The 15,749-nt window shown below is 71.9% G+C and carries 11 protein-coding genes, 1 tRNA gene and 2 pseudogenes; 8 read left to right on the top strand and 6 right to left on the bottom strand.

From position 1 onward, the window contains the following. Positions 1-156 precede the first annotated feature (156 nt). Positions 157-798 carry a TetR/AcrR family transcriptional regulator gene (locus tag KUM39_RS21675; protein ID WP_217787405.1) on the bottom strand — a complete coding sequence of 214 codons (642 nt, stop codon included), beginning with the start codon at positions 796-798 and terminating at the stop codon, positions 157-159. Between the two features lie 457 nt (positions 799-1,255). Here KUM39_RS21675 and KUM39_RS21680 point away from each other — a divergent pair, with 457 nt between their 5' ends. From KUM39_RS21680 to KUM39_RS21695, 4 genes are all read left to right on the top strand, one after another. Continuing rightward, positions 1,256-2,539, top strand: a complete 1,284-nt coding sequence (locus KUM39_RS21680) for a M6 family metalloprotease domain-containing protein (protein ID WP_217787406.1) — start codon at positions 1,256-1,258, stop codon at positions 2,537-2,539. Between the two features lie 168 nt (positions 2,540-2,707). Then, complete coding sequence (gene lspA / locus KUM39_RS21685) at positions 2,708-3,241, top strand: signal peptidase II (protein WP_217787420.1); 534 nt, start codon at positions 2,708-2,710, stop codon at positions 3,239-3,241. A 75-nt stretch (positions 3,242-3,316) separates the two neighbouring features. Continuing rightward, positions 3,317-3,392, top strand: a tRNA-Arg gene (locus KUM39_RS21690). Positions 3,393-3,573: 181 nt separating this feature from the next. Next, the gene (locus KUM39_RS21695; protein ID WP_217787407.1) at positions 3,574-5,244 is read left to right on the top strand and encodes an esterase-like activity of phytase family protein; all 1,671 of its coding nucleotides are present in this window, start codon (positions 3,574-3,576) and stop codon (positions 5,242-5,244) included. A gap of 8 nt (positions 5,245-5,252) precedes the next feature. Here KUM39_RS21695 and KUM39_RS21700 read toward each other — a convergent pair. Then, positions 5,253-6,356, bottom strand: a pseudogene (locus tag KUM39_RS21700) (MFS transporter); the annotation flags it as partial. On the opposite strand from KUM39_RS21700, the pseudogene KUM39_RS21705 reads away from it, so the two are divergent. After that, positions 6,354-6,707 (top strand): annotated as a pseudogene (locus KUM39_RS21705) (ArsR/SmtB family transcription factor); the annotation flags it as partial. The pseudogenes KUM39_RS21700 and KUM39_RS21705 sit on opposite strands and share 3 nt — an antisense overlap. Before the next feature lie 47 nt (positions 6,708-6,754). Further along, positions 6,755-7,261 (top strand): glutathione peroxidase, encoded by a 507-nt coding sequence (locus KUM39_RS21710; protein ID WP_217787408.1) that lies wholly within the window; start codon positions 6,755-6,757, stop codon positions 7,259-7,261. Between the two features lie 145 nt (positions 7,262-7,406). On the opposite strand, the gene KUM39_RS21715 is transcribed toward KUM39_RS21710, so the two are convergent. The 3 genes from KUM39_RS21715 to KUM39_RS21725 all read right to left on the bottom strand — a co-directional run bounded on the left by KUM39_RS21715 (position 7,407) and on the right by KUM39_RS21725 (position 9,682). Next, positions 7,407-7,598 (bottom strand): DUF397 domain-containing protein, encoded by a 192-nt coding sequence (locus KUM39_RS21715; RefSeq protein WP_217787409.1) that lies wholly within the window; start codon positions 7,596-7,598, stop codon positions 7,407-7,409. Positions 7,599-7,799: 201 nt separating this feature from the next. After that, positions 7,800-8,657 carry a helix-turn-helix domain-containing protein gene (locus KUM39_RS21720; protein ID WP_217787410.1) on the bottom strand — a complete coding sequence of 286 codons (858 nt, stop codon included), beginning with the start codon at positions 8,655-8,657 and terminating at the stop codon, positions 7,800-7,802. 281 nt (positions 8,658-8,938) lie between these two features. Then, a complete protein-coding gene (locus tag KUM39_RS21725; protein ID WP_217787411.1) occupies positions 8,939-9,682 on the bottom strand; it encodes a GOLPH3/VPS74 family protein in 744 nt (247 codons plus the stop codon). A gap of 196 nt (positions 9,683-9,878) precedes the next feature. Between KUM39_RS21725 and KUM39_RS21730 the strand changes: the two genes are divergently transcribed. Further along, positions 9,879-12,146, top strand: a complete 2,268-nt coding sequence (locus KUM39_RS21730) for a D-alanyl-D-alanine carboxypeptidase (protein WP_308288198.1) — start codon at positions 9,879-9,881, stop codon at positions 12,144-12,146. Positions 12,147-12,376: 230 nt separating this feature from the next. Continuing rightward, a complete protein-coding gene (locus KUM39_RS21735) occupies positions 12,377-14,281 on the top strand; it encodes a DUF8823 domain-containing protein (protein WP_217787413.1) in 1,905 nt (634 codons plus the stop codon). A 72-nt stretch (positions 14,282-14,353) separates the two neighbouring features. Here the strand turns inward: KUM39_RS21735 and KUM39_RS21740 are convergent, their stop codons facing one another. Next, positions 14,354-15,502, bottom strand: a complete 1,149-nt coding sequence (locus KUM39_RS21740; RefSeq protein ID WP_217787414.1) for an ADP-ribosylglycohydrolase family protein — start codon at positions 15,500-15,502, stop codon at positions 14,354-14,356. Positions 15,503-15,749: the final 247 nt, after the last annotated feature.

A 15,749-nucleotide genomic window follows, 5' to 3' on the forward strand; every position in this document is an offset into this window, starting at 1 on the left:
AGGGTGGACGACGGGCGTCGAACAGTGAGGGTCGGGGCCGCCGTTGGCCTGCGGGACGAGCGGTCGGTACGGGTGGTGCTGACGCGGGTGTCGATACGGGTACGGGTGCCGGTGCTCGGGGTCGCGGCGTTCGGGGTCGCGGCGCTCGCGCGGGCGTCAGGACGCGCGCAGCTCCTCGATGGTGACGGCGGTTCCGGGCAGGGTGGAGCGGGCCGGGGCCCGCAAGCCGTCCAGGAACAGCTGAAGATGACGGTGGACGAAACGGTCGCCGCGCGGGCAGTCCGTACCGGCCGGGGGACGGCTCAGCTGGGCGACGACGATCAGCAGATCACCGACCCCCACGTCGGACCGGAGCAGACCGGACCTCCTGGCCCGCTCCATGATGTCGCCGACCAGCGCCTCGACCCGGTGCCGCGCGGCTTCCAGCTCCCGGTGGTGCGCGGCGAACGCGCCCGCGACCATCGGACACAGCGCGCTGATCCGCTCGTCGGCCGCCGCGTGCACGAAGCTCTCCAGCGCGGCGAACGCGTCACCGCCCGCGGCGAGCGCCCGCTCGGCCGCCCCCGCCGTACGGTCCATGACCGACCGGACGACCTCCAGGACGAGGGCGTCCCGGTCGGGGAAGTTCCGGTACACCGTGGCGTTGCCGACCCCCGCGCGGCGGGCGATCTCGTCGAGCGGCACATCGGGGCCGAGTTCGACGAACATCTCCCGCGCGGCGGTGACGATCCGCTCCCGGTTGCGCAGGGCGTCGGCACGGGGCCGGGACACCTTGCGCGGGGCGGTGGCGGTGGGCACGGCGATCTCCAGTCAAGTGGGCTGAACGGACGGGGCGTTGAGGTCTGCCGCCCGGCCATGCGGGGAGCGATTCCCCGGTTCCGCCGGACACAGGGTTAAACGGGGAGGGGCTCCCCGGTTATTTCCGGGGCGGGCCGGAAGTTTCTGTGACCTGGGGCACAGGGGGTGGGGGCCGGGGAGACAAGGGTGGTGGGGCACAGGGGGTGGGGGCCGGGGACACAGGGGTGGGGCCGGACCCCGGGTGCGCGGGCGAGGACCACGGGAGACCGCCGCCGCCCTCCCCCCGCACCCACGCACACTCCCCTCCCCCACACCCGTACGCCCCCGCTCCCACCCTTACGCCGCACCGCTTCCCACGATCGGTCTCCTCCAGCGCGCGGGGTGGGGGTGGGCCCACACAGGGTGAGCGCAAGGGCGCAGCCGTGACCGGGGCTGCCGCGGAGCGGAAGGTCCACGCATGCAGCCGGAGTCGCCCCGCCGCCCGATACGCCCGCGCCGGGTGGCCGCACTCGCCGCGGTGACCGTCCTGACCCTCGGGGTCAGCACCTCGGCCGGCACCGGTCACCTCATGGCGCCCTCCACGACCGCGGGCCCTGCGGGTCTGGCCCGCTCGACCGCGCTCGCTCCGTGCATGCTCCGCGGCGGTCACGACGTACAGATGACGGAGGGGGTGCCGACCCCGGTCGGCTACTCACGCTCGACGGGCACCGTGCACGCGCTGACCCTCATGATCGACTTCTCGGACGCGCCCGGCCGGGGCAGCGCGATGGACCGCTTCCACGAGTTCTTCCCGCAGACCCAGGACTGGTTCCGCAAGGCGTCGTACGGCCGCCTCGACTACCGCCCGGAGACCCCGGTCAGGGGCTGGCTGCGGATGCCGAAGTCCTTCAAGGAGTACGGCATAGAACGCGGCGCCCCCTTCGACCCGGGCTACCGGCAGCTGGTCCAGGACATCGTGGCCGCCGCCGATCCCGAGGTGGACTTCCGGTCGTACGACCTGCTGAACGTACTGGTGACACCGAACGCGGGCCCGTCGGCGCTGGACACAGTGCTGTCGGTGACGTTCGCCGGGAACCCGGACGCGCCGGTCGCGGACGGGGTGCCGATCGCCAACGCGTCGTTCGTCTACTCCCGGCAGGACGACGGTTCGGGGTCGTACGCGAAGACCGGTTACCGGGTGCTGCCGCACGAGAACGGGCACACCTTCGGCCTGCCCGACCTCTACACCCAGGAGGGCGGGGGCGCGGTCGGGCACTGGGACATCATGAGCGAGGACTGGGGCGTCAACAACGATCTGCTGGGCTGGCACAAGTGGAAGCTGGGCTGGCTGGAAGGTTCCCAGGTCAGCTGCGCCTCGTCACCGGGCACGGCGGAGTACCGGCTGACCCCGCTCCACCGCACCGGCGGCGCCAAGCTGATCCTCGTACCGGTGGACTCCCGCACCTCCTACGCCCTGGAGCTGCGCGCCCCCGGCGGCAACGACGAGGCCGTCTGCCGCCCCGGCATCCTCATCTACCGCGTGGACGCCGCCGTGGACACCGGCCACGGCCCGGTCAAGGTCTACGACTCCCACCGCGGCAGCGGCGGCTGCACCCGCAGCCCGAACGTCGAGACCGAGCTGTCGGACGCGCCGTTCACGACGGGCGAGACGTTCAAGGACCCCCGGCACGGGGTGACGGTGCGGGTGCTGGGTGAGGTGGGGGGCGGGGATTATCGGGTGCGGGTGACGCGGGGGTCGTGAGGGGTGAGGTTGGAGAGGGGGCGGGGCTGGACGGGGGCGGGTCGGACGGGGGGCGGGGCTGGCGGCACCGGTCATATGATCCGTTCCCGGAGTGCGAAGTAGGTCAGAAACAGGGGGCGGGACGTGAGCGGGACGGAGACGACGGCGGGAACGGAGACCCGGGCGGGGATGGAGGGGGTGGCGGGGCCGGAGACGGTGGCCGCCGGGAAAGGCCGCCGCACGGTTCCGCTGCTGCTGGCGGTGGCGGCGCTGGCGTACGCGATCGACCTGGGCAGCAAGGTGCTGGTGGTGGAGCGGCTGGAACACCGCCCGCCAGTACGGCTGATCGGCACGTGGCTGGAGCTGGACGTGATCCGCAATCCGGGCGCGGCCTTCAGCATGGGCGCGGCGACGACGGTGGTGTTCACGGTGATCGCGGTGGCGGTGGTCGCGGTGATCGCCCGCCTGGCCCGCAAGCTCTACAGCACCCCGTGGGCCATCGCCCTGGGCCTCCTCCTCGGCGGCGCCCTCGGCAACCTCACCGACCGCCTCTTCCGCACCCCCGGCGCCGCGCGCGGCGCGGTGGTGGACTTCATCGCGGTCCGGAACTTCAGCGTCATGAACCTCGCGGACTGGGCGATCACCTTCGGCGGCGTCCTGATCGTGGCCCTCACCTTCACAGGCCGCGAACTGAACAGCACCCGCCCCCCGAAAACCCCCTGACCATCACCCCCGCCCACCCCCCACCCCACCCGCTACACTGACGACGGCAGCGCGGTCCTCCAGACCCGCCGCCCCGCCTTCGTAGCTCAGGGGATAGAGCACCGCTCTCCTAAAGCGGGTGTCGCAGGTTCGAATCCTGCCGGGGGCACCAGAGGAACGGTCCGGGCCGATGTCGGTTCGGGCCGTTTTGTTGTGGGGCGGAGGGAGTGGATCGCGCCAAGACGCGCTTCGGCAGGCCGTGTTGGCTGATATTCCGAAGAGAGAGGCGGTTGGTGCGTCGGGTTCACCGGGGGTCTGCTCGGTGTTCACCGAAGGGCGACAGGTTCTGCGATGTGACTTCAAGACCCTTCTCCCGCAAGCGCACCCGCGTCGCCCTGGCGATCGGGGCGACCGTCGCCGTGGTGGGTGCCGGTACGGTCGTGGCGCAGGCCGGTGGCTGGAATTCGGCACCGGATCATGACTTCGAGGCGGTGGCCGACTCGTACGCGGGGCACGGCACCGTGACCGGCAACGTGCTGCGCAACGACGCCGGTGCGTCGGCCGTGGTGCGGAGCACCGGGGCCGCGCACGGCAAGGTGACCGTGGACGCGGACGGTGCGTTCTCCTACACCCCGAAGCCCGGTTTCCGGGGCACGGACACCTTCACGTACACCGCGACCGACGCGGTGAAGCTGTTCAAGGACGCCCGGTCGAACGGGACGGCCATCCCGCCGCTCGCCCGGGTGGCCGGGCCGAACGGCGCCACGACCAGGATCTCCGGCGAGGGATACGGCTCCTCGCTCGCCCCCGTGCCGGGCAAGCCGGGCTTCTTCTACGGCCTGACCGACCGGGGCCCGAACGCCGACGCCCCCGACGGCAACAAGTCCGAGATGGTGCTGGACTTCACCCCGCAGATCGGGGAGTTCCAGCTCCGCGGCGGCAAGGCCGAGCTGGTGCGGAAGGTGCTGCTCAAGGGCCCCAAGAGCCTGGGCGGTGTCAAGTACAGCGGGCGTCCGCCGCACGACACCACCGAGGTCATCGACGACGTCGATGCCACCAACGCCAAGGGTTCGCCCGTGCCGGTCGAGCGTGACCCGTACGGGTACGACTCCGAGGGGCTCGTGGCGCTGCCCGACGGCACCTTCTGGGTGTCGGACGAGTACGGGCCGTACATCACGCACTTCGACGCCCACGGCTACGAGTTGGGGCGGCTGACGCCGTACCGGGACAGCCCCGACAACGCCCATCACAAGATCGTCGGGTACCTCCCGGCCGAGTTGGCGAACCGGGTGAAGAACAAGGGCATGGAGGGGCTGACCGTCACGCCCGACGGTTCGACCCTCGTCGGCGTGATGCAGGCCGGGCTCCAGCAGCCCGACCTCGGCTCGGTCAAGGGCTCGAACGTGGCCGCGGCCCGCATCGTGACGGTGAACCTGCGCACCTTCAAGAGCAAGCAGTACCTCTACCTGCTCGACAACCCGGCCACCACCGGCGCCGCGAACAGCGAGATCACCGCGCTGTCCGCCACCAAGTTCCTGGTGGACGAACGGGACGGCGGTTACGAGCCGTTCGCGCAGAAGAACCTGTACGAGGTGGACATCAACGGTGCCACCGACGTCAGCGACCTGAAGATCGACGGCAAGACCCCGGAGGGCTTCCTCGGCGCCGCGAACACCAACGCCGCGCTGACCGCGCTCACCGGCGCGGGGGTGCACGTCGCGCAGAAGCAGCCGTATCTCAACGTCGGCACCCTGGTCAGCCAACTCGACCCGACCGGCGCCTTCTTCGGGCACGACAAGGTCGAGGGCGTCGCCACCACCGACGCCGGGAAGACCCTGTACCTGTCGAACGACGACGACTTCGGCATCGACAACATCGCCGTGGACCCGGACGGCAAGTGGACGGTGCACCAGAAGGTGCTGCCGTCCACCGGCAAGGGGGACAACGGCGAGATCCTCCGCGTGGACACCACCAAGCTCCCCGCGGTCATGAAGACCGTCACGGTGACGATCAGCGTCCGCTGATCCCCCGATCACGCGCTCCGGAAGGCCCGTTCACTTCGGTGGGCGGGCCTTCCGCATGCCCAGAGCGCCCCGGTGACGGCCAGTGACGCTCCCGCCATCACCGTCATCCCCCAGGCAGGACTGCTGAGTTGGGCCAGCGTGCCCGCCAGCACCGCCGACACCCCCTGCGTGCCCAGCATGCCCGCCGAGTGCAGACCGAGCGCGTGTCCCGTCAGCTCCTTCGGGGTCAGGGCCATCAGGTGCTCCTGCTGTACGAGGCTCGCCCCGAACCCGACCGACGCCAGGGTCACGCACAACAGGGCAAGGTAGAGCGGGGGTTGGGCCACGAACAGTACGTACGGCGCTGCCAGCAGCGTCAGCAGCGGGGTGGCCAGGCGGGTGCGGGACGCCGGGCTCAGCAGGCGGCCCACCAGCACGTCGCCCAGGAACATGCCGAGCGCCGCGCAGGCGAAGAGGGCACCCGCCGATTCGGGGGCGTACGACACATAGAGCGATTCGCAGCCCACCACCAGGCCGTTGGGCAGCCACAGGCCCAGCAGCAGGAGTCGTCTCGAACGGTCCTTCCAGAGAAGGGAGTTGCCGCGCCAGGTCGCCGCCGGGGAGGGGCGGCCGGTCGCCCTGGGCGGACGGGCGGTGAGGCCGAGGCGCTGGGTCAGGGCGGAGGCCAGGCAGAGCGCCGCCGCCAGGAGGAGGCAGGTGCCGGGGGCGAGCCACGTCAGCAGGGCGCCCGCCGTCGCGTACCCCGCGATCTGGGTCAGGCCGCTCGTCATGTTGAACAGCGAACGCCCTTGCAAATAAGACCCGTTGGGGACGATCTCGTGCAGCAGTCCCCAGCGGACCCCGCCCGCGAGGGAGGAGATCAGGCCCTGGAGGAGAACGAGGCCCAGCAGGGCCGGGACGGGGAGGCCGGGGACGGCCAGCAGTGCGGTGGTGAGGGCGGCGGTGTACGAGACGGTGGTGAGCGCCGCGCGCGGCGGGAGCCGGTCGGAGCCGGAGAGGAGCACGGTCGCGCCCAGGAGTTGGGTGAGCGCGGGGGCGAACATGCTGAGCGCCGTCAGGAGAGGGGAGCCGGTCGCACGGTGCACCAGGGTGCCGAGGGCCAGCGCGGCGAGGGGTACGAGCGGTACGCGATCGTCTATCCGTGCGCCGGTGTCCTGGCCGGAGAGGGAAACAGGGACGCGGACGGGGCCAGGGCTGGGAACGGGGACGCGGGCGCCCCGGTCGCCGCCGGGCTGCGGGCGCTGCTCGGCGCCGGGCGCGCGGAGGTGCTGGTCCTGCTGGCCCGCCCGCTCAGCACCACCCAGCTCACCGCCGTCACCGGCCAGGGGCTGGGCTCGGTCGGCCGCCATCTGAAGGTGCTGCGCGAGGCCGGTCTCGTCCGGCGGACGGCACGTGCCGGACGCTCGGTGCTGTACGCCCGTACGGCGGCGGGGGACGTCCTGGTGGAGGGCGCCTGCGGGTGACCGCCCGCTCCCCCTCCTGTTCACGCGCAGGCCCTAGCATCGACCCCATGACGACTGAAGATCACCACACCTCCGTCCTGGACACCGAGATCGGGGCGCTCACCGGCGGCTCCGCCGAGCTGGGGCAGTACGCCGGGCAGGCCGTGCTCGTCGTGAACGTGGCGTCGAAGTGCGGGCTCACGCCGCAGTACACGGGGCTGGAGCGGTTGCAGGAACGGTACGGCGCGCAGGGGTTCACGGTGCTCGGGGTGCCGTGCAACCAGTTCGCGGGGCAGGAGCCGGGCAGCGCCGAGGAGATCGCGGAGTTCTGCTCGGCGACGTACGGCGTGAGTTTCCCGCTCACCGAGAAGGTGGACGTGAACGGCGCCGGGCGCCACCCGCTGTACGAGCGCCTCGTCGGCTTCGCGGACGGCGAGGGCCACACCGGGGACATCCGCTGGAACTTCGAGAAGTTCCTCATCGGCCGGGACGGCCAGGTCACCGCCCGCTTCTCGCCCCGCACCGAGCCGGAGGACCCGGAGATCATCACCGCGATCGAGTCCCAGCTCGGCTGAGCCCGCCCGGCCACCGCACGGACGCCCGCGCACCATCGGCTGACGTCCGGGCGTGCGCGAGCCCCCTCGGCGAGGACGGCGTCTGGTCGAGGGGGCTCGCGGTGGTGCGTGTGAGGTTGTGGTGGGGGCGGACAGGGACGACCCCTTACGCCTTGACGGAGGCCACGAAGGTGTTCCACGCGGCGACGGGGAAGGCCAGCACCGGGCCCTCGACGTCCTTGGAGTCGCGCACGGCGAGGTCCGCCTCGACGGCCGTCCTCACCTCGACGCAGGCACCGTTGCCCGCGGAATAGGAGGACTTCATCCACATCTCCGAAGCGCCCTGAATCAGTGCCATGTCCACTCCTGTTGAGAGTTGCCTGCGAGTTGCCGCTCGTGCGGTTCACGCCAACCGGTCCGACTGATTGGCGTGATCGACGCTACCGGGCAACTCCACTCCACGGAGGGGCCGTTCACCCAAGCGGATGGCATATTCCAAGTGAGCCTTCCGCTGGAGCCGGGCGACGGTGTACGATCCGGCACTTCCTGTTCCGGGCCCTCAGTCCGCGTACTTCTTCGCCGCTTCCGCGATGAAGTGCCGGGATTGCTCCACACTGAGGGACTGTGCCCGCAGATGTTCGTACATCACGGCGTACCGCTGCACGTCCGGCGCCTTCTCCAGGTACAGGTCGCTGGTGACCCCCTCCAGATAGACCACGCTGGAGTCGGCCGCGTCCGAGAACTCCAGGATCGCGTACTGCCCGTTCAGCCCCGGATGCGCGCCCGCCTCGAACGGCAGGATCTGTACGGTGACATGCGGCAACTCGGCCATTTCCAGCAGGTGTTCCAGCTGCTCCCGCATGACGAGCCGACTGCCCACCTCACGGCGGAGCGCGGCCTCGTCCAGCACGACCCACAGCCGCAGCGGGTTGCCCTCGGCGGTGACGCGTTCCTGGCGGCGCATCCGCACCCGGACCCGCTTCTCGATCTCCTCGGTGGAGGTCTCCGGCAACGCGCCCCGCACCAGCGCCTCCGCGTACGCGGGGGTCTGCAACAGCCCCGTGACGAGCTGGGGTTCGTAGACGCGCAGCGACTCCGCGTCCGTCTCCAGACCGATGTAGACGCTGTACGGGATGTCCCCGAACGTGTGCCACCAGCCCTGCTGGCGGGAGTCGCGGGCCATCTCCATCAGCGAGTCCACGATCCGCTGGTCCTCGACCTCGTAGACCCCGCACAGGTCGCGCACATCGCGCTGGCTGATGCTGCGGCGGCCGTTCTCCAGCCGACTGATCTTCGACTGCGACACGAGCAGGCGCTCGGCGACCTCCTCGGCCGTCATGCCCTTCTGCTCACGCAGTTTGCGCAGTTCCTGTCCGAGCCTGCGACGCCTGACGGTGGGGTTGACATTGGACGCCACGGAACGGCACCTCCGGCTGTCTGCCTGAATCTCACTTTGCGTATCTGCTGCTGGTCAGACTGCCACCAAGGCGCTTTCCACCGCTGGGAAACAGCGGATATGCAGCGCGTACGTGCCGAATGGGGTTGAGTGGGAAGCTTGTTGACCGGTCCGGGACATGACGAAGGCGGGGCGGCGGGGCTCGTACGAACCCCGTCACCCCGCCTCTCCGGCGGCTCCCGGAACCGGTCGGACCGGTCGTCGGACCGGTCGTCACGCCAGTCGTCGGACCTGTCCCGGTCTCAGTGCGCGACCACGCGCGCCCTGCTCCCGTGGCTCGGCTGCATCGGCACCCCGCGCGCGGGCTCCGCGACCGCGCGCCCCGGCGGGGCGGCGGCGGGCTGACCGCGCCGCTGCTGGACTCCGGCCCCGTTCTGCACGTCCATCACGGCGTGCGCGACGAGTCCGCCCATCGGGTCGTGCCGGATGAGGTCCCGCAGCCGGGACCGGGACGAGCGTCCCTCGTTGCCCGGATACAGGTGCTTGCCGAGCCCCACGGCGTGCGCGAGCGCGGCCAGCGCCGCCGTCCTCGGGTCCGGCGGTACGCCGGTACGGATCGCCGAGTCCAGCCGGGCCCTGATCTCCCGGCTGATCTCCGTGTCCGTCGCCTGGTACCGCGTCGTCGGCAGCACCCCGCACATCTGGCCCGGCACGGCGGCGACCATGCCGCACCGCTCCAGGTGCGAGAGGTAGATCTGGCGGAGACCTAGTCGTGGTCCGCCTATCCAGTGGACCGCCCGCACCGGAGCGCCACGCCTTCGCAGCAACTCCAACGCGCAGTCCAAAGTCGGATCTCCGGTCGGCCGTGGCACCACCACGGCGATACGATCCCCGTCCGGGGCTATCCGTCCGGCCATCGCCAGCTCCACTAGCTGCGCTCCGGCCAGACCCAGATCGAGCGACTGCGGCTGCGCGGTGGTACCCGTGGTCGGGTCCAGCGCCAGCAGCAGCAGCTCCTCCGGAATGGTTCTGCGGCTCCTGCCCATCCATGCCTCCCCGCGTGGATGAATGACAGGGTGACCCCTCTCACATTGGTCTGTCGAGAGCACGTGACCGGTTCGTACGGGAACCAGTAGATATGTCGTTCTCGTCTCTCGCACAGGCCAAGCCCTCACACGGGGACACTGGTACATGGTTCGGACAGGGCGCGCGAGTGGGCGTGCGGCGCATGAGGAGGCATCGGTGGCGGGCGAGTCCCCCGACAGGTCGAAGCAGCACGAGGCGTCGGCGGAAACGACGTCGGGGAGCGCGGGGCCGGTTCCCGAAGCACGCGATCCCCGGCTCGCGGTGGCCCGCGAGAAGGATTCCCCGACCCCGGCCGCTACCCCGGCCGCCACGGACACAGCGACCACCGTCCTGTCGGTCCGCGAGCTGAACACATCCCGGGAAGAGGCGACTTCACCCTCCGAGGAGCCCGCTGAGGAGCCCGCTGAGGAGCCCGCCGGCGAGAACACGGACGCCGACCTCCGCGACGCGGTCTCGGCCTGGCTCCGCTCATCGGAGCAGCCGGAGAAGCCGCAGCAGGACGGGGACGAGGCCCCCCAATCCCCCGAGGACCCCGAGACCCCCGAGGACCGGAAGCCGGAGGCGGCCGAGCAGCCGGAGGAACCCGGGCAGGACTCCGAGCCGAAGGCCCCGGAGAACGCCAAGACCGACAAGGCCGCCAAGGCTCCCGAGGCCCCCAAGGACGCCAAGGACGAGGCCCCCAAGGCCCCCGTCCCCTCGGAAGCGAAGCCGGAAGCGGACGCGAAGGCGGAGCCCACCGAGGCGGAGCCCGAGGACGACCGGGCGGACGCGGCGAAGACGCCGGAGGCGGAGGCAGCCGCCGAGGAGACCGAGCCCGCGGAAGCCGACGCCGACGCCAAGAAGACCCCGCAGGGGTCACCCGCACCCGCCGACGCCACCGAAGCCGACGCCGAAGCAGAAGCCGCCGAGAAGTCCCCGCAGACTCCCCCCGCCGAAAGCGAAACCGAGGCGGCACCGAAGACGGACCCGGCGGACGCCGAGGGCGAGGAACCCCCGCAGGCGCCCCCCGCACCCGGCGACGGGACCCGCGGGACCCCCAGGGGCAGCACGGGTGGGAGTGGGACGACGCCCCCCGCCCAGGACCACCCCACCACCATGCTCAAGCTCGGCGGAGCCGAACGCACGCGCCAGCAGCCCCTTCCCCCCAAACCGCCCCTGGACCTCCTGGCGGAGCTGACCAACACCCCGCCGCCCCCGGAGACCTCGGTCCGCACCCTGGTCCGCAGGGTCAAGATCTGGACCCCCCTGGTCCTCCTCCTGGCCCTCGTCTTCGCGGTCGTACAGAACTTCCGCCCGCTCCCGGACCCCACCCTGGACCTGACGGCGAAGGACACGTACACCTTCCCCGGCGCGCCCACGCGGCTGCCGTGGCCCGCGACCGGCCAGGCGGCCGTGGACGTGCAGGGGGTCGGTACGTTCGGCACGTTCGGCGCCCAGAAGCCCGTACCGATCGCCAGTGTCGCCAAGGTGATGACCGCGTACCTGATCCTGCGCGACCACCCGCTCAAGAGCGGCGAGGACGGCCCGAAGATCAAGATCGACAAGGCGGCCGAGGAGCAGTCGGACGCCGGTGACGAGTCCACCGTGCCGGTGACCGCGGGCGACTCCATCTCGGAGCGCGAGGCGCTGGAGGCGATCCTGCTGCCGTCCGCGAACAACGTGGCGCGGCTGCTGGCCCGCTGGGACTCCGGCACGGAGCAGCCGTTCGTGGCGAAGATGAACGCGACCGCGAAGAAGCTCGGCATGGTGAACACGACGTACACCGACCCCTCGGGCCTGACGAACTCCACGGTCAGCACGGCCGTGGACCAGCTGAAGCTGGCGAAGGCGGCCATGCGGCAGCCCGCGTTCCGCGAGGTCTCCGCGATGATGTCGTACGACGACTACAAGGGTGTCAACCACTCCAACTACAACCGGCTGGTGGGCCGGAACAACGTGGTCGGCATCAAGACCGGCACCACCAGCTCCGCGCTCGGCAACCTCGTCTTCGCCGCGAAGCAGGACGTGGGCGGGCAGACCCGCACCATCATCGGCGCGGTGATGCGCCAGCCCGCCGGTGGTTTCGACAACACCATCATCAGCGGTGTCCTGGACGCGGGCGACAAGCTGATCCGGGCCGCGCAGGGCGCGCTGAAACCGGCCACGATCATCAGGAAGGGCCAGGTCGTCGGGTACGTGGACGACGGCGTCGGCGGCCGTACGCCGGTGGTGGCCACGCAGGACGTGACGGCGAGCGGCTGGTCCGGGCTGAAGGTGAAGCTGTCGTTCACGTCGGACGACGTGCCGCACACCGCGAAGGCCGGGACCAAGGTCGGCTCGCTGACCGTGGGCGACGGTTCGGCGGGCGGGGTCCAGGTCCCGGTCGCGCTCCAGCGGGACCTGACCGAGCCGGGCTTCGGCGCGAAGCTGACGCGTCTCGGCTGAGCCGTACCGGACGACGCGTGACCGGCCGGTCGGTACCGGCCGACCGGTCACATGTCGTCCGCACCACCCGCACCCCGCCGCCGGAAACCCGCGGCGGGGTGCGTGCTAGCGTCACGAAAGGGGCAGGCCGCAGGTCTCGGTGACGAGCCGTGGGACTGGACGGGAAGCGGCCGGGAACATCGGAAGACGAGGCCGAGCACAGAAGACTGGGACACGGGGAGTGCCTTCAGGTGGCCACAACCGAGCAGACGCACGCCGGCGACACCGATCCGGAGCAGCGCACCGGCGCCCCGGCCGCTGAACCGGAGGGCCACGGCACGAAGCCGTACGAGGGCGGGCCGTACGCGGACCCGGAGTCGTACGGGGAGCCATACGCGCGCTCCGGGCCGGGCCCGGAACGGGGCCGCCTCGCGCTCGCCGCGGAGTCCCTGCGCACCCGCTTCCTGGCGCACCCCGTGCTGTGGGTGACCGTGCTCGCCGGAGCCCTGCACATCCTGTGGTTCTTCACCTTCGCGAACAGCGGTGGCGACCTGGCCGCGCAGGACGCGTGGGCCGAGTTCGTCGGGCGGCACCCCGACTCGGCGTACAACCTGGCCTGGTACGGCGGGATGCACCCGGTGTCGTACAGCGTGGTCTCGCCGTATCTGATGTCGGTCCTCGGGGTGCGGACCACGATGATGATCGCCGGGACGGCATCGGCGGGGCTGCTGACGCTGGTCCTGATCCGCAGCCGGTCGGTGCGCAACCCGGTGTCGGTGGCGCTGGCGGGTGTGTTCGCGCTGCTGTGCAACGCGCTGTCGGGGCGGGTGACGTTCGGGCTGGGCACGATGTTCGCGCTCGGCGCGGTCGCGGCCGTGTTCTGCTGGCCGCACCGCTGGCGCTACAAGCGCTGGGCGAAGGGTCTGGTGGCGGCCCCGCTGGCCGCGCTCGCCACGATGTCCTCGCCGGTCGCGGGCCTGTTCGTCGGACTGGTCGCGGCGGCGATGTTCCTGCAGAAGCGGCGGCCGGGCGCCTGGTCGCTGGGGCTGGCCCCGGCCGCCGTGGTGGCGGCGTCGGCGTGGCTGTTCCCGTTCTCCGGTACGCAGCCGATCTCGTTCGGGTCCGCGGCGCTGCCGTTCCTGTTCGGCGCGGTGTGCGTGTTCCTCGTACCGAAGGAGTGGCGGACGGTCCGGCTGACGGCGGGCATCTACGCGGTGAGCGTGGTGCTGGTGTGGCTGATCAACTCACAGATCGGGTCGAACATATCGCGGCTGCCGATGCTCTTCTCGGGGGTGGTGCTGGTGGCCGCGCTGCCGTTCACGGTGCCGCGGTCGCGGAAGTGGTTCGCGGTGGTGATGGCGGCGGTCGGCTTCTTCGCCTGGATAGGCATGAAGACGGTGGACGACGTCGTGCACACCACGCCGGCCGCCTCCTGGGCGCGTGAACTGGCGCCGCTGGTCAACCAGTTGCAGAAGGAGGGGGCCGAGCGGGGCCGCGTCGAGGTGGTCCCGGCCCGCTCGCACCGCGAGGCGTCCGCGCTCGCGCCGTACGTGAACCTGGCGCGCGGCTGGAACCGCCAGGCGGACATGGAACGCAACCCCCTCTTCTACGACGACACCCTCAACTCCGCCAATTATCACGAGTGGTTGCAGCGCTGGGCGATCCACTTCGTGGTCCTGCCCAAGGGCGCCCCGGACGGGGACGGGGGCGTGCGCGAGCGGGAGTTGCTGCTGCGCGGGATGCCGTATCTCCAGCAGGTCTGGGGCGATGCCAACTGGCAGTTGTTCCAGGTGACCGACCCGACCCCGCTGGCCGAGCCGGACGCGGTGGTGGACCGGGCCGAGCAGGGCGAGATGACCCTCCGGGTGCGCCGCGCGGGCCGGGTGCTGATCCGTATCCCGTACTCCCCCTGGCTGAGCGTGGTGGACCCCGAGGGCAAGAGCCTCGCGGCCCCCGAGGAGACCGACGCGTCCAAGCACCGGGCGCCGGGGCTGCCCAAGTCGTACCGCAACGTCAACGGCTGCCTCACCGAGTCCGTCGAGGACGCCAACGGCGACAAGTGGACGATCCTGGACGCCCCGAAACCAGGCACGTACCGCCTGGCGGCGCCTTACCAGCTGCCCCGGGGAACGCCCTGTCCGGCGGAGCTTAAGTGAGCTGACCGGCAAGGGAGTTGGGGGGCGCGGGGCCTGCCGGGCGCGCGGTCCCTCGTACCCCCGGCCGGGGGTTCAGGCCCTCGGGTAGCGGGTGAGCCAGGCCGGGCTGGAGGCGGCCGGGGTGTGCAGGGCCGGGGACTGGGTCATCTCCATCGCGAAGTCGTCGGCGAGTTCGAGGATCGTCGCGCGGCCCTCCAGTCCGGCGAGCCAGGCAGGGGGGAGCGCGGTGTCGCCGTGCAGGGCGCCGAGCAGGCCGCCGGTGAGCGCCCCGGCCGCCGCCGAGGGGCCGCTCTGGTTCACGGCGAGGGTGAGCCCGTGGCGTACGTCGTCCCCGACGAGGGCGCAGTAGACGGCGACCGCGAGCAGCCCTTCCGCGCCGCCGCCCCCGGCGAGTTCCTCGACCCGTGAGGGGCCGGGCAGTCCCTGCCGTACGGCGCCGAGCGCGCGCTGGAGCGCGTCCGCGACGGGTTCGTGGCCGGACCGGGCGGCGAGCAGGGCGAGGGTGCGCTGGACGGCGCCGTCGAGACTCTCGCCGCGCGCGAGGGCGTGCACGAGGGCGGCGTACGCCCCCGCCGCGAGCTGCGCGGCGGGGTGGCCGTGGGTCTGGGCCGCGCACTCCACGGCGAGCTGGACGACGAGTTGCGGCTCCCAGCCGACCAGGAGCCCGAACGGCGCGGACCGGGTGGCCGCCTCGGGGCCGCGCTCGCCGGGGTTCTTGGGCGCCTCCGGGGTACCCATCCGCTCGTCGCCGAGGCCGACGAGGAGGCAGCGGGGCGGGGTGCGGCGGGCGTACAGCCACTCCTGCCGGGCCAGCCAGCCGTCCTGCTCGCGCCGTTCGTCGGGGCCCCAGTCCCGCTGGGTGGCGTACCAGCGGAGGTAGGCCCGGTGCAGGTCGGTGGGCGGGTGCCAGGCGCCGGTGTCCCGGCGGACCTGGGCGCGGACGAGGCCGTCCACGGTGAAGAGGGTGAGCTGGGTGTGGTGGGTGATGGTGCCGAGGGGGGCGGGGGTGGACGCCCGGGGTGCCGGGAGCGAGGTGGGGGTGGGGGCGAGGTCGAGGAGGCCCTCGGCGCCGTGCGCGTGCCGGATGGCGTCCAGCGGGAGTACGTCCACAGGGGCGCCGAGGGCGTCTCCGACGGCGGCGCCCAGCAGGGTGCCGCGTACCCGGCTGCGGAAGTCCTGCTGCTCGGCGCGGCCCCACACGGCACCGGACGTCCCGCTCACCCGACCTCCCCAGCCCCAGCCCCGACCACGACCACGACGTGCGGCCGCGAGCACTGTATGCGAACGGAACCGGTCCTGTTCAGCCCACCAAAGGGGCGCGAAATGTCGATTCCGGTCAAGTGGGGAGGGTTGCGGGGCGGGGGGTAAGGCGGATTGCGGGGCGGAGATGGGGTGCGGGGCCGAGGGGGGTCGCGGAACGGGGGTGCGGGGCTGATGGGGTGTGCGGGGCGGGGGGGGGGGGGGGCGG

The sequence above is a fragment of the Streptomyces corallincola genome (assembly GCF_019104725.1).
Taxonomy (GTDB): domain Bacteria; phylum Actinomycetota; class Actinomycetes; order Streptomycetales; family Streptomycetaceae; genus Streptomyces; species Streptomyces corallincola.